We start from the raw sequence: 18,929 nt of genomic DNA on the forward strand, positions 1-18,929 counted from the left end.
TATGCAACAAGTTCAAAAATTGAACCCTCACACTCTCCCATTACAAGGCAGGCGCTTAATTGAAGCCAGTGCTGGAACAGGTAAAACCTATACGATTTCTGGATTATATCTCAGGCTACTGCTAGGTCATGGTGGCATTACCCCACTGACTTGCGAACAAATACTGGTAGTAACCTTCACCAATGCCGCTACTCAAGAGCTCAGAGATCGTATCCGTAATCGAATTCGTCTTGCCTATCAGGCTTTTTTAGGGCTTGAATGTGATGACGAGTTCATCAACAAGCTTTATAACGAAACGGAAGAAAGCCAACATCAAATCAGCTTAAGGCGATTAGACCTCGCGTTAAAATCTATGGATGAAGCCTCAATTTTTACCATTCATGGTTTTTGTCAACGCGTGCTAACCGATATGGCATTTGAATCGGCTCAGCTCTTTGAAAGTGAATTTACGTTAGACGACTCTGATTATTTACACCATGCCGTTCGTGATTACTGGCGCCAAGCTTGTTATCCGCTAGACCCAACTTTAGCTCAAGTCATTGCCAAAGAGTTTAAAGAGCCAGAACAATTGCTAAAGCAACTAAGACCATTACTTAGTAGCATCAACTGCCAGCCGTTGTCTGAACCGGGAGAATTTAGTGAAGTCATCAAAAAGCTGAACCAAAAGCTTTCGGTCTTCAAACAGCATTGGAATTCACAATCTACAGCAACCATCAAGCTATTGATGGCATTACCTCTCAATGGCACACGTTTTGGAAAAAAAGCCGATGACTTCCCAAAATTACAAGCCATGTTTGAGAGTATCGGTAACTGGGTAAAGCATGGAAATGGTCTGCCACCTGTCGGTGACATGGAAAAAATCATGTTATCTGATTTACGCTTGAATAAAGGCGGCCAAGCCCCCACGGAAGATGAAGCACCATTGCTGGCTGAAATTGATTCTATCTTAGAATTGATAGCCAAAATCAAACCTGCATTTTTGTATCAAGCACTGCTGGATATTCGCAGTCGTTTTGCCAAGCAAAAGCAACAGAAAAATGTCTTAACGCCTGACGATCTTCTGTCGTCACTGGCCGAGGCAATTACAGCTAACACTCAAAGCTTGCCCCAAGCGATTAAAGAACGATTTCCAATCGCTTTGATTGATGAGTTTCAGGATACCGACCCCCTACAGTTCCAAATATTTTCAGCCATTTATCCTGAGACTTCAAACTCAGGGTTATTGATGATTGGCGACCCCAAACAAGCCATTTATGCCTTCCGTGGTGCTGATATTTTTACCTATATCAACGCCCGAAACCAAACAGAAGATCATTACTCCTTAGCAACCAACTATCGTTCTGCGGAACAAATGGTTAACGGCGTTAATCAGCTATTTAGCAATAATGCAGACCCTTTCATCAGTCAGGCTATTCCATTCGAACTGGTTAATACTCCTGACACAGCAAAGAATAAAATCGTCCACGCCACTGGTGACCCCAAAGCGCTACAAATCAGATTATTACCTGAAGATAGCGAAAAAGGACTTAACAAAGAAGCGGCATGTAAACATTTAGCCAATGATGCCGCAGCCGAAATTGTTAGGCTTTTGAATCAAAATACTTTGCTTGGAAATAAGTCACTTCAAGCCAAAGATATTGCGGTTCTGGTAAGAAACAGAAATGAAGCAGCCGTTATCAAGCAAGCCTTAACAGACAGAGGTGTCGGAGCGGTATTTTTAAGTCGAGACAGCGTATTTGAAAGTATAGAGGCAAGAGAGTTAGCGATTATACTTCGCAGCATTCAAGCACCGAAAGACGAAAGATTACTTCGTAATGCCCTTGCGACCCACCTTTTAGGTTTTAGCGCTGAGCAGATCCATCAATTTAACCATGATGAAACTCACAGACAAAATCTGTTAGAACTATTTTATGAGCTACAACAGACTTGGTTGAAACGTGGAATCATGCCAGCTTTAATGCAATTAGCTCAGCATACGCAGCTGGTTCAGCGTCTTTTACTCATCAAAGGTGGAGAGCGCAAGCTGACTGACTTCCGTCACTTGTGTGAACTATTACAACAAAAAGCAACCGAACTCGATGGCAGCAGCGCCTTAGTGGCTTGGTTTGAGCAACACTTGATCAGTCACTCAGAAGGTGAAGAGCAACAACTGAGGCTTGAAAGTGAGCAAAACTTAGTTCAAATCGTTACCATTCATAAAAGCAAAGGGCTTGAATACCCGATATGCTTTATTCCATTTATCAGCTTGGCTCGCCCAAATCGCAAGCCAAACCCTATGGTTTATCACCAAAATCAACAAATGATATGGGATATCGAACAAACCGATGACGGATGGGAACAACAACGACAAGAAACGTTAGCCGAAGATTTACGTCTACTTTACGTTGCATTAACTCGTCCTGTATATCGTTGCTATTTAAGTATTGCAAACCATTCGAAGGTAACAAAATCGAAAGGGTTAACCAGCCAACTTTGTGAAACCGCCATTGGTTACTTACTTAATATTACTGAAGCCAATAGCGATATCGACCTCATTGAGCAACATGCCACTTCTTTAGTTGGTGACGCTGTGAGTGTGACCAGAATTGATCCATCGAATATCAATCAAGATGAAGTCAAAGTCGAATCTGACCAAGATAAAACCTATAGCACCAAAACGCTGAATCGCATTATCACTACCCCGTGGAGAGTTGGAAGCTATTCTGGGCTCGTAAAACATGCTCCTCATGAGCAATTATATCCGGGCGCAGATGACGAAGGCGCAGATACGATTGACGGACTTAATAGCACACCAACAAAGCTTGAAGTTATCAGCCCAATGACAAAACTGGATCGTTTCAATTTTGAAAAAGGCGCTAATGCGGGTAGCTTTTTACATAATGTGCTTGAGGACATTGATTTCACAAACGCAAAAGATGATCTTGAAGAGCACTTACCCAAGTTAATGGAACGCTATGGTATTGAAGCGCAATGGCTAGCTCCTCTAATGGAATGGTTCTTAGATTTATTGGGCGCTCCTATGAATCAAAGTGGCCTAACCTTATATAAAATTCCAAACCATAAACGCTTAGTCGAGATGGAGTTTTATCTTCCTATATCCAAACTCAAAGCAACTAAGCTCAACAAAGCATTACAAGATTTTGGCTATAGCGACAGGCTCGCTTTTGAAGATTTAAAAGGCATGTTGAAAGGTTTTGTCGATTTGATCTTCGAGTACGAAGGCAAGTTTTATATCGCCGATTATAAATCTAACCATTTGGGCGACGATTTTATCTGCTATGAAATCCGTCAGATGTACCAAGCCATGACAGATCACCGTTACGATTTGCAATTCATCCTCTACACAGTTGCACTGCATCGTTACCTGAAACAAAGATTGCCGAATTATGATTACCAAACGCATATGGGTGGCAGCTATTACCTATTCTTACGAGGAATGTCTGCTAACGAGCCGGGCAAAGGCGTTTATTACGACCAACCACCATTAGCGTTAATCGAGCGTTTAGACGATTTATTTTCAGGCAAAGAAGAAAGTAACCAAGGGGCACAGTCATGATTTATAACAACAAACCTATGCCCGAATTACTTAAATATTGGGAATTACAAGGCCTTATCACTCCGCTTGATCGCCACTTCGCCATCGAAATGGCAAAAATGCATCAATGTGGTGAGCCTTTGTATCTGTTTATTTGTGCCTACTTGAGTAAGCAGCTTTCCAATCAACAGGGGTGCATTGTATTAGATCAAATAAATCAATCGAACCCTATGTATGAATCTCCAAGAATGTGTAACTTAAACTTTCAAATTGAAGAATTAAAAGCAGCATTGCTAAGCTTTCCGGGGATCAGCCAATATCAACAAGGTCAAACAAGTACGACCCCAATTATCTTGGATGGTGATCGTCTTTATATTCAGAAATATCATCAATTTGAGCTTGCCGTCGCCAACACTTTAAATCGTTTGGCAGCAAATCAAATTAAAGTAGATGTATCTAGCTTATCTAAGCAACTGTCATTAGTCTTTCCTCAGCCCCAAAACCAGACCATCGACTGGCAAAAAGTTGCGGCAGCCACAGCCTTAACGCGGCAGTTAGCCGTAATTACAGGTGGTCCAGGCACAGGTAAAACCACCACAGTAACAAAAATGTTATTTTTATTGCAGCTCAATCAAGAACTCAATATTAAACTGGTAGCGCCAACCGGAAAAGCAGCAGCTCGATTAACGGAATCGATCAAAGCTTCTAAAGCACGATTGGCATCCGATTTAGCCCAACACGCTAATGAAATGGATCTAAGTGCTATTGAACAAATACCTGAAGAGGCTTCAACTATACATAGGCTACTAGGCGTGGTTCCTAACTCCCACCGTTATCGCCATAATCAAGACAATCCGTTACGATTAGATTTGTTGATTGTTGATGAAGCCTCTATGATCGATCTTCCGATGATGCATAAATTGTTATCTGCATTGCCCGAACATGCTCGATTGATTTTACTCGGAGATCAGGATCAACTTGCATCAGTTGAAGCCGGTGCTGTGTTAGCGGATATTTGTCATGGTATTAAGCTTAAAGGTGAAACAGGAAGCGCATGGAAAATGCGTTATTCCAACGCTCAATTAGACGTATTGTCTCGCTTAACTCATACAGATTTAGCACAATTTTTAGATGCTGACGGTAGCTTCGGTGACAGCTTATGTATGCTTCAATACAGCCACCGCTTTGCAGGTGAAGCAGGCATCGGCCAATTAGCCAAAGCTGTAAATAATGGTGAAATTGAATCTGTACTCAATGTTTGGCAAAAAGGTTATAAAGAAATCAGCTGGTTAGGTCATGGTGAAATTTCAGCCAATCACCAGCAGAATATTGGTTTAGTTACCATGATAAACCAATCGGTAGAACACTACCGCCCTTACCTTCAGCTTATTGAAAACCTTAAGCAAAATTATCAGGTTGGTATTAATAAGGGTGATGATACTGCCATTGAAGTCATCAATAAATTTAATAATTACCGTTTATTATGCCCTATGCGTTCGGGTGATTATGGTGTCGATGGTATCAACCAGCAAATGGCCGATGCATTGCAAAAACGTCGACTCATTACCGTCGGCCAAGAATTTTACCTAGGCAGACCCATCATCATTCAATCGAATGACTACAACTTAGGCCTCTTTAATGGCGATATTGGCATTATCCTGCAAGACAGTGAACAACCAGGTAGATTGATGGCACACTTTATCAAGGCTGATGGCAGTATTTTGAAAGTGCTTCCAGCACGACTACCTACTCACGACACCTGTTATGCGATGACGGTTCACAAAAGCCAAGGTAGTGAATTTGATAGAGTTGCCTTAGTAATGCCACCTAGACCTACTCAATCTCAGTGGCAACTATTAACCAAAGAGTTACTTTACACAGCCATTACTCGAGCCAAAAACCATTTTGTATGTTTGGGCTCTAGAAACACTTTTGAGCATTGCGTGAATCACGCTACTGAGAGAGCATCTGGTTTAGCAGATCGACTCTGGAAAAAGAATTACTAATTTAAAGAATTAAAGCGCTATAAAACATGACACAAGAGAAATTCGAAAACATCTACCAGAGAGCCGCTGAACGTAAAGGCGGTGAGCAAAACCTAGAGCGATTATTATCAGAGCCATTAAGCCAACAAGAGCTGCTCTCAATCACAGATGAACGCTGGTTGTCGATCTTCACCATGAAGGTTTTTCAATGTGGTATTTCATGGCAAGTGGTTAGAAACAAATGGGACAATTTTGAAGAGGTATTTTTCAATTTTGATCCGGAGCTCTTATTAATGCTCTCTGATGAGCAGTGGGAAGAAAAAGCGCGTAACCCAGCAATCATCCGTCATTTAACAAAGGTCATGACCATTCCAGCCAATGCTCAAATGTTGATAAATGCAAGCTATGAGCATGGTTCATTTAGCAAAATGGTCGCCAATTGGCCAAAAGATAATACGACTGGGCTTTGGGAGTACTTAAAGAAAAACGGTAAACGTTTGGGTGGCAATACCGGTGCCTACGCACTTCGCCAAGCTGGCGTTGATACTTTTATTCTATCTTCTGACGTTGAGTCATATCTAAGAAACACCAAAATCATTGATTCGGGTCGCAACACTAAAAAAGCATTACAAGCCGCAGATAATGCATTTGCTAAATGGCATATTGAATCGGGTAGAAGCTTGACTCAAATCAGCCAAATTATTGCTTATAGCTGTGGTGATAACCGCGTTATTTAGGGCGTGTTGAACTTATATGAGGTTTTAGAGTCTGAGCCTAAACAATAATTATTAAACGGACTTAACATGAAAAATATAACATCAGTAATGGCATTACTAACCGTTATACTACTGACAGCTTGTAACTCTGCGAATAATCTTTCAACTCATTCTTGTAGAATGGAACCAGTGCCAGATAAAAACGGTAATACACCTATTGATACTCGCTCACCAAATGAAAAAACTCATGGTTGTTCTAAATTTAATGCAGCAGTAAATACTGCTGTGGCAATTGCAGAAGTGTTTTCTCAAAGCTATTCAAAATGTAAACAAAAATCCGGTAAAGCTCGTCAAGAGTGTGAGCAACAAGTTCAAGCCATTAGTGATTCCATAAAAAAGCATACGAAAAAATAACGCTAATTTCTTAAGCAATCACTTTTAATGTATAGAATTGCTCTTGTTATTAAACATCAATAATGTCTATGATGAGAGCATATATAAAGAAGTAATAAAGGACAGGCATGTCGTCAATCAATGTAGTTTTACTTTGCGGTGGTGGTAGTGATGAGCATGAGATCTCACTGATCTCCGCAGGTTACATTCAATCTTGCTTATCAACACAAGAATCTCTTAATCTTATCCGCCTTGAACTTACCAAGAGTGGTCAATATATCGGAGAAGATGCTAAACGCTATAGCTTAAGTCATGACGGTTACCTCGTTGAGTTCGGCACTCAAAACACTGATGTCAAAATCGATTTTGTTATCCCTTGCTTTCATGGTTTCCCTGGTGAGACAGGCGACATTCAGTCATTTCTAACTCTTAATAAATTGCCATTTTTGGGTTCTGGTGCAGAAGCCAGTGTTCATTGCTTTAACAAAATCACCAGTAAGCAATGGTTCACTGCTTTAGACATACCAAACACACCTTATTTATTCCTTTCTGACAATTCTGTAGAAAGCATTGAAAAAGCCCGCACTGCATTTAAACAGTGGGACTCATTGTTTATCAAAGCCGCTTGCCAAGGGTCATCGGTAGGTTGTTATAAAGTCGATAATATTGAAGATATTGAATCTACCATTGCTCAAGCGTTTGAGTTTTCTCCGTTCGTTTTAGTTGAAAAAACCATTAACGCTCGTGAATTAGAGGTTGCGGTATACGAATATAATGGTGAAATCATTGCAACCTTACCCGGTGAAATCATTACTGACTCTGAGCACTTTTACGATTTCCACGAAAAATATGCCAAAGACAGTAAAGCGACCACTGAAATCGTAGCAGACGTTCCAAGTGACATCGCTGAGCAAATTCGCCAATACGCCATTAAAGCCTTTAAAGGAATGAAGCTAAGACACTTAGCCAGAATCGATTTCTTTTTATCGAATGAAAATGAAATTCTACTAAACGAAATCAACACCTTTCCGGGAATGACTCCTATTTCCATGTTCCCTAAAATGCTACAAAACCACGGTGAAGACTTTGGTGAGTTTTTAATGGGAATCATTGAGAAACGATCGGGCAAAAAATAGCGCTCTATATCAAATCCAGTTATCCCCATAACTATTTGGGGATAACGATGTAAACTTCAAATCATTTTATACAATCAAACATATCTTGGATGTTCATTGAAATCTTGCTAACTTAGTCTCTGGTAGTCACAAAAAATACACAAACATCACCACTATGATTTAAGGGAATATCAAGCGATAAATGGATACTTCTTACCTACTCATCAACGCGCTTCTCTATTTTTTCCTCCCACTTTGGGGAATTGCAGGCTTTGTTGATTGGTGCTGCCATAGAGCGACAAAAATTGAATCTACATCAGGCATAAAAGAAACCATAATGCACTCCATTATGGGGATTCAAATGGGAATACCTATTGTTTTATGTTTGATATTTGATGTCAACGCGCTGATCCTCATCATTTGCTTTCTCACATGGATATTGCATGAAGTCGTAGCACATATGGATGTTCATTACGCATCACCAAGACGCAAAATTTCAATTTGGGAAATGCACGCCCACACATATTTAGGTTCATTACCTCTTTATATGCTCACTTCAATCGTACTCATTAACTGGGATCACTTTGTTAAATTAATTACCATGGATTTAACTGGGGAAATGACCTTTAGGTTACTTGAAAATCCACATGGAACACCGAGTTATTTACCTGCATATTTAACCTTCATGAGCATTGTTTGTATCTTCCCTTACATGGAGGAGAACATTCGCTGTATCTACACTCACTTTAGAGAGAAAAAAACTTGAACGTCTATATCAATAGCACAGGACGATATCTACCCGGTCCAGCGATAAGTAACGATGAAATTGAGGAAGTACTGGGTTTCATCAATGGCAAATCCAGTCGATTAAAAAATAAAATCTTAAAATCGAACGGTATTCTATTTCGCCATTACGCGATAAATACCGAACAGCAAACCGTAGAAAGTAACTGTGAAATGGCGGCTAAAGCTGCAATGGATTGCATCGAAAACAGCTTTATTCCTAAGTCGAAAATCAAAATATTAAGCTCTGCCACCAGCCAAGGTGACATGGTTTTACCCGGGTTTAGCAGCCTTCTACAGGCAGAACTAGATATCCCTAACCTAGAAATCAACAGCAGTCACGGTATTTGTTCATGCAGTCTGATGGCACTTAAATATGCCTTCGCAAACATCAAAGCAGATCTCAGTGAAAATGCTCTCGTAGTTGCCAGTGAGTTTCCTTCAAGATTATTTAAACACTCTCGATATGAAGCGTTAGATAACAACGGCATAGACTTTAATGCGGAGTTTTTAAGATGGATGCTCTCTGATGGTGCCGGTGCCTTACTTCTCGAAAACCAGCCTAGACCTAATACGACAAGCTTAAAAATCAATTGGATCAAAAGCTTTTCTCATGCCGATGTTTACCCGACTTGTATGTCAGTGGGTGCACCTTCAAACCATGACGCCACAACTTGGCAAGACTACCCAACGTATGCTGAAGCAGAAAAAGCGGGGGCTTTGCTACTGAGACAAGACGTGAGGCTACTTGATAATATTGTTTCGGTTGGTGTGAACGGCTTTTTAAAGCTGATTAATGACGGAGATATCCAAATCTCAAGTATTGATCATGTGCTTTGCCATTTTTCATCTCACTACTTCAAAGGCAAAATTTTTGAAATGCTGGAACAAGCAGGCGCTTATATTCCCAGTGACAAATGGTATACCAATTTGTATGAGCGTGGGAATACTGGCTGCGCTTCGATTTTCATTATGCTTGACGAGTTTATCAAAACACATGCTCTCAAAGCTAGAGAAATCATTTTGTGTATCGTCCCTGAATCAGGACGATTCAATTGCGCTTATATGCTGTTAACGGTAGAAAAATAATATGGAACAATTCATTACCACCACGCTCGGTCAAAAATGTCTCAAAGCACTATTACAAGTTTGGTTTGAGTTCGACCAACAGCTTTCAAAAGTACCAGTAATAAAACGCCTCGAAACAAGCCGTCTAAGTCAAGAAGATTATCGGAATTTGCTGCTGAATCTACGTCAGCAAGTCATTGAAGGCTCAAGGTGGATCAGCCGTTGCGCCTCAAGCTTTGATCGCTCTTATAGTGATGTTCGCTCGGCGGTGATTCATCATGCCCATGAAGAGCATCAAGACTATAAAATGATTGAAAAAGATTTTGTAGCCGCTGGCGGTTTGCTACAGCAAATAGAAGCCGCCCCAAGAAACATCGGCTCAGATGCTCTTCACGGTTATCTCATGTATCAAGCCAGTTTACCTAACCCTGTGCAGCTTATTGGCGCTATGTGGATCATCGAGGGGTTAGGCAACAAGATGTCTCTCAAATGGGCAAAAGCAATAAAAGAGCAGTTTAACTGCGAGCAGACCATCACCACCTTCTTAGAGTATCACGGCAAAAACGACGCCAGTCACATGCAGGAACTTTATGAACTTATCGACCGAGTAGCAACCACGGATGATAATGTCGCCGCCATAATTCGAACGGCAAAAGTTGTTGGTCGACTGTACTGTTTACAACTTGAGGAAGTCGACAATGGGTAACCAAAGTGCCTATATTAAAGCCATTAAAAATGACAACTCACTTCCGATAGAGCCAGAAGCCGTAGAACTTTGGTTAAAAGACATGGATAACAGCTTTAGGTGGATAGTTCGGCCAATTGCTCAGTTTTTCTTTGCTATCCTTCTCCATTTAGTTTGGTTTTTGAAAAGACTTCCCCTCCCCCAATTCAGCGCTCATGACTTTCTGCAAAAAACCATCTGTTGGTTTTGCAAACATTTTGTCTCACCTGAAGCTAATTATCTGATCCTCAGACACTTTGCAACAGAATCCAACATTCTAAATTTTCTCGCTGAAAACACTGGGCATAAAAACAGAGTCAACTTATACCCAAAAACCATTGACGATATGCACCGAGATAGCTTTGTCGATCACGACCAAGATCTGTTTGAAGCATTTGCAAAACTGGGCAATGTCGCAGCATCAAAAGTTGACTCGTTAAAATGGGAAAGCTGGCAACCCATCAATATGGCTGACTTGAAAATTAAACCAAGAAAGACACAAATCATCGATTTTGAAACTGCACACGCTTTATTTATGTGTTTATTTTGTTTATTACTCAAACGAGATGAATACCGAGACGCCATAAACGGATTCAATTTAGACCAAAGCATCGCCATCAGAATTGGTAATATTATCGGCGATAATACGTTAACTGAGTATGCCTATAACAAATACCCACTCTACTTTGTCGGACCTTGGAATCTCGGGCAGCGTTTTTTAATGCATGGCTTCTTTACCGAGCACCTATATGCTCGACTTGAGGCACTAAGAAAACAGCAATCAAACTGTAACTCTTGATAAAAAAATCAGGCTTTGGAGATATATGTCTAACCTATTTTCGAACATACCCAACTCCCTTCCTGAAGAGGTATTCGAAGACTTACATACAAGTGAAAACCTCCGAATCGAACGCATTCTTTCTCATGGTCACAGTTCACCGAATGAAGGTTGGTACGATCAAACAGAAAATGAGTGGGTGATTGTTTTAAAAGGACAAGGCGTTATTGAGTTTGAAAGCGGTGAAGTTTTCACACTTTCAGAAGGTGACTTTGTCAATATTCCAGCTGGTAAAAAGCATAAAGTGGTCAGTACCAACCCTGATAAAGTAACAGTCTGGTTAGCGATCTTTTATAAATAATGTTCACAGGAAAAAATAGCGTTGAGAAAAATAGCCATATTTGGGAATTCAGGCTCTGGAAAATCTACTCTTGCCAAAAACCTGTCCGCTGAACATCAGTTGGCACATTTGGATTTAGATTCTATTGCATGGCAGCAATCTGAAGTTCCAGAACGAAAGCCGATTAATGAATCTGAAATCGAAATATTGGATTTTATAGATACTCACCAAGAATGGGTGATTGAAGGTTGTTACTCTGACTTACTGGAACTCATCTTAAAACACGCTTCTGAAATTATTTTTCTCGACCTTCCTATTGAAACTTGCATTAGCAATGCAAAAAACCGCCCTTGGGAGCCGCACAAATACCCATCTAAAAAAGCACAAGATAACAATTTAAACATGCTGACTGATTGGATAGCTCAATACGATACACGAACAGATACTTTTTCAAGATCAGCTCATGAGTCGCTGTTTAACAATTTTAATGGTATAAAAATCAGATATACCAATAATCAAATAAAAAATCAGTAAGACTTTTAAGCGTATAACATCTTTAAATTTTCGGATTTCTGAAGAGAGGGTAAGCAATAAGCTGAATGTCCGAGGCATGAATGCCGAGGTCAAGCACCCATGGATGGGCTTGCAGCGTTTCAGCGTTTGCTTACCCTCTCTTTGCATAAAAAATGGGGATTCATCAGTGCGAGACGACATATACTCCTCAGTCAAAATAGAGCTTCGACCGAGGAGTAGAGGCTGATTATATATTATTGAGCGATAATATCCTCAGCCTCACCCGTCTTAGGCATCGGCTTAGGTTTCAGCTCAACTCTAGGCTCTTTCGCCATCGCTTTTTTCAGATAGCTTATCGCTTTATTTAACTGAGCATCATTACCTTTAAAAGTAGCTACTGGCAGGTTGTCGACTTTAATGTCTGGTTTAACACCATAACCTTCAACAATCCAGCGTCCATCGAGGGCATATTGTGGGTACTCAGCCACCCTTGCCATACCATTATCAGATACGCGATTTCGACCACTTAACCATACACCTGCACCAGCGGTTTGATTGCCGATAACAGGAGCCAATTTTAATGCACGAATACCTGCTGTGAAAGTCTCACCGTCAGAGTAGGTTAACTGATCCGCTAGAACCACTAACTTACCTCTAAAGGTTTGCTGCATATTGGTGCTTGGATCACCATGAGTTGGCCCCCAGTATGCCCAAGCCTTTCTTAACAGTTTTTCAATTACCCAACTATCAATATTACCGCCACGATTTCGACGCACATCAATAATCAAACCATCCTTGTCGTAATTGGCATAAAACTCTCTGGCAAAATTAGCTATGTCGTTACTACCCATAGCATACAGGTGCAAATAACCAACTTTACCGTCTGTAGCTTTATTCACTTTAGCTTGATTGGTTTCAACCCAATCTTGGTAACGCATTTTTGCATTAACACCCGCACTCACAGGCTTAACAACTGTTTTGAATTGCTTGCAATTGCGCTTTAACGTCAACAACACTTGTTTGCCTTGTTGGTTACGAAGGAGCTGGTTTACATCGGCAACGTTATCAATTGGATGTTGATTAATCGCAAAAATCACATCCCCCTCTTTAGCATTTACACCTTGTCTTGCCAGCGGTGAAGCCATATTGGGTAGCTCAGGATCGCTCTTGTAAATTTCAGCTATAACCACACCACGTTTGGTTTGCTTTAACCAAGCACCAAGACTCGCCGCTTGTGATTTATCTTTATTAGTGGCGATGTCACCACCACGAACTTGAGAGTGTAACGAGTTAAGCTCTGCCATCATCTGCTTAAACACGTCGTTTAGTTCACTACGGTCAGTCACTCTGTCGACTAAGGTTTGATATTTATCTTTGGCTTTTTCCCAGTTAACACCACGCATGTTCTTATCAAAAAATTGGTCACGATGCATCAGCCAAGCATCATTGTAGATCTGCTGCCATTCATCTTTTGGATCAATGGTAAAGCTCCAGCTTCCGAGATTAACTTTGTTTTTAGATAAGTCACTTGGAAGCTTGGTTACCGTATCTGTAATCAATAACTTTTTATCTTTGGTTTGGATAAATAGCTTCTTGTCATTAGCTGATAAACTGAAGCCGTTGATACTTTTAGATACCATATTAACCTTAGGTTTGCTGTCTCCAAAGGCAACAAACTTCAAGTCGTTATCATGTTGGAAATACAAGCCTTTCTTGGTTGCTTGTAAATTCTGATAATTTCCAGCCTTTACGGGAACTTGCCAAAGTCTGTCACTCAATCCTTTCCAATCTACGTGGTACTCTTTTTCGTCATCGGATTTTTTCGAAGTCAGTTCCGTTTTTTCTGCAAATGGAAATTCAGCATGACTATCGAGAGCAATGGCGTAAATTAACGTACGATCATTAAATTGCGCACCAGTGTTTCTGTCCCCCCAAGGCGAACCATTTGCCAGTTTAAATGAACGCTCTGAAAGGAAATATAACCACTTTCCATCGTCACTGAATGTCGGAGAATGTGAGTCGTATTTATCTGATGTAAGAGTGACTTCTTTGCCCGTTTTAACCGAGTACAAAATCACTTGAGAACGTAACTTACCTAACTTGTTAACAGCAACAGCAATGTATTTATCATCCGCAGACCAACTTATGCTCCCGTATGGACCCAATCCCTGACCGTCAGTGATAATTTTTTTATTTTTACCTGTTTGGGTATCAAACAACCACAGATTGCCATCATAATCATCATTAGCAATATAACGGCCTGATGGTGACTGAACTAGGCTCATTCGTTGAGTGTGGCCATCAAAGGTCATTTGTTTGCTTTTACGACTGCCATCAGCAGCAAAGCGCCATAACTCTTGTTCACCTGATGCATCTGAAATCGCATACACCCATTTACCATCATTACTTAAAATACCATTACGGCTGCGGCTGTGCTCTGGCGAAGTTATGTTGATCACACGACGGTTATCGGTAGTGGCAATGCCGATATGACCACGAGCTGTTAATACGGCTTTATCGCCATCGGTAGAAATACTGGAACTCGTTAAATAATCAGATGGTTTCTTTATCCATTTCTCACGCTGGTGCGGAAAATCAGAAATCAGCTCAATATCTAGCGTTTCAGCTTTGTTCGATTTGATATCAAACAGCACAATATCTGCACCTTGCTGATATACGACTCGTCCCTTATCTAAGCTTGCCGCTCGAATTGGAAAGTCTTTATAGTGAGTAAGCTGTTTGACGTTTTTGCCATTAGTAGCCATAGACCACAGGTTGTCAGTACCATCTTTATCACTGATAAAGTAAACACGATCATTCCAATACATAGGCTCTCTAACTGAACCTTGGTCTTTTTGCGTCAGCTTTTGAGCTTCTTTGTTACTGCCGATTTTATAGCGCCAGATTTCCCCAATTGCACCACCTCGATAAACACGGGCATTATCACCTGTCGTTTGCAATCCAAAACGTGTGAAGTATACATATTGGCCTTTATCATCAAGGCTGCCTTCAACCGCATCCGCCAAAGGCAAATCGGTTGTCATTAACGTCTTTGGATTAACTAGACGTAAAACCCAGAAATTTGCAGGACCATGAGCATTGTCAGTTGAATAAAGTATCTCACCTTTCTCAGTCCAACCTTGAAGCCTTACTCGACTGTTTTCAAACGTTACTCGCTTAGCGACACCACCTTCAATTGGCATAACGTAAACTTCTTGAGTACCGTCATAGTCCGCCAAATAAGCAACCCATTTACCATCTTTTGAAATAGAAGCATCGGTTTCTTGTGATGGAAGACTAGTCAAGCGACTTGCGGTAATTTGGGATAATTTATGAGTCCACAAATCACCTTCAGCGGTGAAAATAAGTTGGTTGTTATGAAGTGTTGGAGCGCGATAATAGCCTTGTTGACCGTGGTTACTGGCGATGGCGTTTATAGAACTAGTAACTCCTAGTGCTAATAACACACTTGCCATACAAGTGGATAGTTTCATGAATAGACTTCCTGTGTTTTTATATTGATTAGAAACTATCAAATTCTTCAGGAAGTTTCAGGCGTAAATATTAACAAAGTATGTTTGTTACATACTTATAGATTCTTCTAGGATACCGAATAAAGGTTAATCCTCAGTAACTTTTACGTTAATCTACGTTATCATTGCCAAACTTAAACTCTAAAGTAACAAGTTGCTTAAACCAAATTCGTAAAATATAGGGAAGTTTCGTGTCCATCGACTATGCAAAATATACACTTGATGAACTTTTAGATGTTGAACGAAATATTGATCGAGTAATTTATCCCGATAGATATCAATTACTTTGTGATGAATTAGCAAAAAGAAAGCAAAATGGTGAGTATGAGCAGCTTCAAAGAGAATTAGAGGATGATGAAGACTACGAAAAAAGGAGCTTTGTTATCGAATTTTCAGCTGAAGGCTCTTGCTTTAATCGTATACTGTTTATTGCCTCTTTTTTTACAGCGAATTTAATAATTTTGGGAACATTAATTGATAAATATACAGTTACTAATTTTTCCAATCTTCATCAATACACGACACAAGTGGACTCTGCTCGATGTAAACGTGAAAAGGTCGTAGATGACGAAGGTGACACCTATAACTACTTTGATTTACACATACAATCATATGAAGACAGGTTTTCTGCACTAAGCATAAATCAACAAAAATGTCGTAATTTTGCTAAAAATCTCACGAATGGAATAAACATTTCCATCTGGCATAAAGATGGACTGATTTACCAACTAAAACAAAACGACCGAATGTTACTCAGTTACAATGAAATGAAGCCTAAAATATGGGATTTACAAGTCACTAATAGCGATTGGTACTGGTTAAGTCTTTTATTGATCTGGGTACTATTTTTTAAGTCTTTGGTTAACGCATTTTCTCCGGGAACATACACCCAAGATGATTAAGTGAGGGTTAATCAAACTAACCCATCATTACATTTAATAGATTAAACCTAAACAATCAACTGCGGTATATTGTCTGGATCAAATGAAATCCAAACTGAGTTTTAACTGGGCCATGAACCTCTAATACAGGCTTTTTGAATACAACATTATCAAATGCCTTTACCATTTGACCAGGGCCGAATTCACCAAGATCACCACCGCGTTTTTTTGAAGGGCAAGTCGAATACTTTTTAGCTAACTTGCCAAAATCAGCCCCTTTGGCCAATTCCTTTTTGATTTTTTCCGCTTCTTCTTTGGTTTTTACCAAAATATGCCTAGCGCAAGCTCTAGCCATTATATTCCCCTAATAATTAATTCACTCTGCAACTCTTTTTAACTTGGCTAGATAAAAGCCATCGAAGCCTGTATTAGCTGGCGTGATATTTTCATCTTCAATAAATTCAAAGTGTGGATTGTTTGCTAAAAACTTATCCACTTGCTGGCGATTTTCTTCTGGCATAATTGAGCAAGTAGCATATACCAGCATGCCACCTACTTTCACCATACGGCTGTAACTTTGCAAAATGTCTTCTTGCAATTTGACTAATACAGGTAAACGCTCAGACGTATCACGCCATTTCGAATCAGGGTTACGTTTTAATACACCTAAACCAGAACAAGGAACGTCTAATAACACTCTATCGGCTGTAAGCTTAAGGCGCTTGATGGTTTTTGAGCTGGCGATGATACGGGTTTCGACATTATGCGCACCAGCGCGCTTGGCTCTGTCTTTTAATGCATCCAGTTTCCATTGCTCAACATCCATTGCCAGTAATCGTCCTTTTCCTTGCATTTGCCCTGCAAGGTGAAGTGTTTTGCCACCAGCACCAGCACATGCATCAACAACTCTCATACCCGGCTTAGCATCAACCGCAGCGGCAACCAATTGTGAACCTGCATCTTGCTGTTCAAAAAAACCTGCTTTGAACGCCTTACTTTTGAATAATGGAGAGTTGGAGGTTACTTCAAGCGCACTGCCAACGCCATTAACTATCTGCGTTTCAATTCCTTCTTTACTCAAGGCTTTTTTCAGTTGATCACGGGTGGTTTTTAATTGGTTTGCACGTAGGTAACGTTTTGCTGGTTGCAATAAGGCTTTACGTTCGGCTTTCCAAGACTCTCCTAACTGCTCGACGCCAATTTTATCTAACCAACCAGGACAACCATCCCAAAGTACTTCATCTTGTTTAGCTTTAGTCAGTAAGTGTTGATATTCAGAACGTTTAAACTGGCTCGCCTTAGGTAATTTACCCGAGTTCAACCCATTGAATTCATGCCATACCACAACGAGTAATTCTGCATTTTTTGCGGCATCTTGGAGTTGAATATTAACTAGATAGCAATAGAGGTTTAGACGACGTAATAGGTCACCCACCACTTGGGTAATTCTTGCTTGCTCTTCTGGTTTAAGTTTTACCTCAGAGAAACTAATTGAATAACCTCTATCCAGTGGTTTGCCTTGCTCAAGTACCAGCTTAAGAACATTTACAACAAGCTGAGATGATTTTACATTTAAAGAAGATTTGAGCATGGTAACTACAGCCAAATGGTGAATGAAAAGAGCTGCGGATCATAGGCAGTTTGAGCATAAAAATCCAGTGATTCAGTGCTTGATTTCAATACCAGAGATTATTCTTTGGTACTGAAATCAATCTTTGTTCCAGCTAGTTATTAGTTTTTTGCTCTGTCGATTTTTTTCTTTGAGCTGCAATAGCTGCCATTAAATCTGGATTAGTGTTTGGATCTACCATTCCCATCCTTGTTATTGGCTTGTTATGGTCAATGTAGCTAGCAACTCTTGAGGTTGCAGGAGAGGAAGATGGCGATTTTTTTGAGTCAGAAGAAGCCGGCGGCGCAAGTTGCTCTGGAGAGGCGCCCCCCACAGCTCGTGTTGGTGTAACGGGTGTTGGAATGGCAACTGGAACCACTGAAGGTGTTGTCGATCCTTCTCGAGTATCAGTTTCTTGAACCTCAATAGAAGGATGAACTGAATTATTTTCTTTACCTATCACAAAGGAATCAGTCTCTTTTCCATCTATATCAGTTTTCCCAACACCATTTTCACTCGATTCAAAAGGAGTAAATGTACTGGAAGTGGATTTAGACATTTCTGGTTTAGCAAGAGTATAAGCTCGACTCATTGACACTGGTGGGAAATCAACCGAATATTTATATCTTGACGTTAAGCTTCTTGCTAAAGGGCTTTTTTCGTTATAGCTATATTTACCTGTTCGCCACTTTCCAGTCGTTTCTGTTTGTTCCTGAAATTGGTAAATATGCTTATTGGGATTTGTTAATACACACCTAAACACATTGTTATTTGAATCTTGTAAAAACGTACCTTGTTTGTCCCCCTTTTTTGTCGGTAATATCCTTCTTATTGCTGCTGCCTGCTCCGCGGTCAATACAGGGTATTCATTTGTTGTAGGGTTAGCAGCCAAACTTACCGAATGAGTGACTAGAGCCATTTACGACCTCACATCTATCAAGTTTTAACGGGTTATT

At 40.3% G+C, this 18,929-nt stretch carries 16 protein-coding genes; 12 read left to right on the plus strand and 4 right to left on the minus strand.

Going from position 1 to position 18,929, the window contains the following annotated elements; translation table 11 throughout:
* Position 1 precedes the first annotated feature (1 nt).
* From recB to E2H97_RS11265, 11 genes are all read left to right on the plus strand, one after another.
* Positions 2–3,556, plus strand: coding sequence for an exodeoxyribonuclease V subunit beta (recB, locus tag E2H97_RS11215; protein WP_133407223.1), 3,555 nt, complete (start codon positions 2–4; stop codon positions 3,554–3,556).
* The gene (gene recD, locus E2H97_RS11220; protein ID WP_133407224.1) at positions 3,553–5,541 is read left to right on the plus strand and encodes an exodeoxyribonuclease V subunit alpha; all 1,989 of its coding nucleotides are present in this window, start codon (positions 3,553–3,555) and stop codon (positions 5,539–5,541) included. Before recB ends, recD begins: the two co-directional genes overlap by 4 nt.
* Positions 5,542–5,567: 26 nt before the next feature.
* The gene (locus E2H97_RS11225) at positions 5,568–6,257 is read left to right on the plus strand and encodes a DNA-3-methyladenine glycosylase I (RefSeq protein WP_133407225.1); all 690 of its coding nucleotides are present in this window, start codon (positions 5,568–5,570) and stop codon (positions 6,255–6,257) included.
* A 66-nt stretch (positions 6,258–6,323) separates the two neighbouring features.
* Positions 6,324–6,650, plus strand: a complete 327-nt coding sequence (locus tag E2H97_RS11230) for a hypothetical protein (protein WP_133407226.1) — start codon at positions 6,324–6,326, stop codon at positions 6,648–6,650.
* Positions 6,651–6,757: 107 nt separating this feature from the next.
* A complete protein-coding gene (locus E2H97_RS11235) occupies positions 6,758–7,765 on the plus strand; it encodes a D-alanine--D-alanine ligase (RefSeq protein WP_133407227.1) in 1,008 nt (335 codons plus the stop codon).
* A 181-nt stretch (positions 7,766–7,946) separates the two neighbouring features.
* Positions 7,947–8,510: a diguanylate cyclase gene (locus E2H97_RS11240; RefSeq protein ID WP_133407228.1), complete on the plus strand. Its 564-nt coding sequence runs from the start codon at positions 7,947–7,949 to the stop codon at positions 8,508–8,510.
* On the plus strand, positions 8,507–9,616 hold the full coding sequence (locus E2H97_RS11245; protein ID WP_133407229.1) for a beta-ketoacyl-ACP synthase III: 1,110 nt from the start codon (positions 8,507–8,509) through the stop codon (positions 9,614–9,616). The genes E2H97_RS11240 and E2H97_RS11245 overlap by 4 nt, the downstream gene beginning before the upstream one ends.
* Before the next feature lies 1 nt (position 9,617).
* Entirely contained in the window at positions 9,618–10,301 is a 684-nt protein-coding gene (locus E2H97_RS11250) for an iron-containing redox enzyme family protein (RefSeq protein ID WP_133407230.1), read from the plus strand.
* Positions 10,294–11,118 carry a DUF6999 family protein gene (locus E2H97_RS11255; protein ID WP_133407231.1) on the plus strand — a complete coding sequence of 275 codons (825 nt, stop codon included), beginning with the start codon at positions 10,294–10,296 and terminating at the stop codon, positions 11,116–11,118. Before E2H97_RS11250 ends, E2H97_RS11255 begins: the two co-directional genes overlap by 8 nt.
* 25 nt (positions 11,119–11,143) lie before the next feature.
* On the plus strand, positions 11,144–11,458 hold the full coding sequence (locus tag E2H97_RS11260) for a cupin domain-containing protein (RefSeq protein ID WP_133407232.1): 315 nt from the start codon (positions 11,144–11,146) through the stop codon (positions 11,456–11,458).
* A gap of 21 nt (positions 11,459–11,479) precedes the next feature.
* Positions 11,480–11,971 carry an AAA family ATPase gene (locus E2H97_RS11265; RefSeq protein WP_133407233.1) on the plus strand — a complete coding sequence of 164 codons (492 nt, stop codon included), beginning with the start codon at positions 11,480–11,482 and terminating at the stop codon, positions 11,969–11,971.
* A 233-nt stretch (positions 11,972–12,204) separates the two neighbouring features.
* Here the strand turns inward: E2H97_RS11265 and E2H97_RS11270 are convergent, their stop codons facing one another.
* Entirely contained in the window at positions 12,205–15,444 is a 3,240-nt protein-coding gene (locus E2H97_RS11270) for a S41 family peptidase (protein WP_133407234.1), read from the minus strand.
* Between the two features lie 230 nt (positions 15,445–15,674).
* Here E2H97_RS11270 and E2H97_RS11275 point away from each other — a divergent pair, with 230 nt between their 5' ends.
* Positions 15,675–16,385 carry a hypothetical protein gene (locus tag E2H97_RS11275; RefSeq protein WP_133407235.1) on the plus strand — a complete coding sequence of 237 codons (711 nt, stop codon included), beginning with the start codon at positions 15,675–15,677 and terminating at the stop codon, positions 16,383–16,385.
* 55 nt (positions 16,386–16,440) lie between these two features.
* Here the strand turns inward: E2H97_RS11275 and E2H97_RS11280 are convergent, their stop codons facing one another.
* The 3 genes from E2H97_RS11280 to E2H97_RS11290 form a co-directional block, all read right to left on the minus strand.
* Complete coding sequence (locus tag E2H97_RS11280; protein WP_133407236.1) at positions 16,441–16,719, minus strand: peptidylprolyl isomerase; 279 nt, start codon at positions 16,717–16,719, stop codon at positions 16,441–16,443.
* Between the two features lie 21 nt (positions 16,720–16,740).
* Complete coding sequence (locus E2H97_RS11285; protein ID WP_133407237.1) at positions 16,741–17,955, minus strand: RsmB/NOP family class I SAM-dependent RNA methyltransferase; 1,215 nt, start codon at positions 17,953–17,955, stop codon at positions 16,741–16,743.
* Between the two features lie 133 nt (positions 17,956–18,088).
* Positions 18,089–18,892 carry a hypothetical protein gene (locus E2H97_RS11290; protein ID WP_133407238.1) on the minus strand — a complete coding sequence of 268 codons (804 nt, stop codon included), beginning with the start codon at positions 18,890–18,892 and terminating at the stop codon, positions 18,089–18,091.
* Positions 18,893–18,929: the final 37 nt, after the last annotated feature.

This window comes from Parashewanella tropica (genome assembly GCF_004358445.1).
In the GTDB taxonomy this organism is placed as follows: Bacteria; Pseudomonadota; Gammaproteobacteria; order Enterobacterales; family Shewanellaceae; genus Parashewanella; species Parashewanella tropica.

What these genes read in the sequence shown, in the direction of transcription:
- recB (WP_133407223.1), top strand. Translation starts at nt 2, where the DNA reads ATGCAACAAGTTCAAAAATTGAACCCTCACACTCTCCCATTACAAGGC.
- E2H97_RS11250 (WP_133407230.1), top strand. Translation starts at nt 9,618, where the DNA reads ATGGAACAATTCATTACCACCACGCTCGGTCAAAAATGTCTCAAAGCA.
- E2H97_RS11255 (WP_133407231.1), top strand. Translation starts at nt 10,294, where the DNA reads ATGGGTAACCAAAGTGCCTATATTAAAGCCATTAAAAATGACAACTCA.
- E2H97_RS11240 (WP_133407228.1), top strand. Translation starts at nt 7,947, where the DNA reads ATGGATACTTCTTACCTACTCATCAACGCGCTTCTCTATTTTTTCCTC.
- E2H97_RS11235 (WP_133407227.1), top strand. Translation starts at nt 6,758, where the DNA reads ATGTCGTCAATCAATGTAGTTTTACTTTGCGGTGGTGGTAGTGATGAG.
- E2H97_RS11270 (WP_133407234.1), bottom strand. Translation starts at nt 15,444, where the DNA reads ATGAAACTATCCACTTGTATGGCAAGTGTGTTATTAGCACTAGGAGTT.
- recD (WP_133407224.1), top strand. Translation starts at nt 3,553, where the DNA reads ATGATTTATAACAACAAACCTATGCCCGAATTACTTAAATATTGGGAA.
- E2H97_RS11260 (WP_133407232.1), top strand. Translation starts at nt 11,144, where the DNA reads ATGTCTAACCTATTTTCGAACATACCCAACTCCCTTCCTGAAGAGGTA.
- E2H97_RS11230 (WP_133407226.1), top strand. Translation starts at nt 6,324, where the DNA reads ATGAAAAATATAACATCAGTAATGGCATTACTAACCGTTATACTACTG.
- E2H97_RS11225 (WP_133407225.1), top strand. Translation starts at nt 5,568, where the DNA reads ATGACACAAGAGAAATTCGAAAACATCTACCAGAGAGCCGCTGAACGT.
- E2H97_RS11290 (WP_133407238.1), bottom strand. Translation starts at nt 18,892, where the DNA reads ATGGCTCTAGTCACTCATTCGGTAAGTTTGGCTGCTAACCCTACAACA.
- E2H97_RS11285 (WP_133407237.1), bottom strand. Translation starts at nt 17,955, where the DNA reads ATGCTCAAATCTTCTTTAAATGTAAAATCATCTCAGCTTGTTGTAAAT.
- E2H97_RS11280 (WP_133407236.1), bottom strand. Translation starts at nt 16,719, where the DNA reads ATGGCTAGAGCTTGCGCTAGGCATATTTTGGTAAAAACCAAAGAAGAA.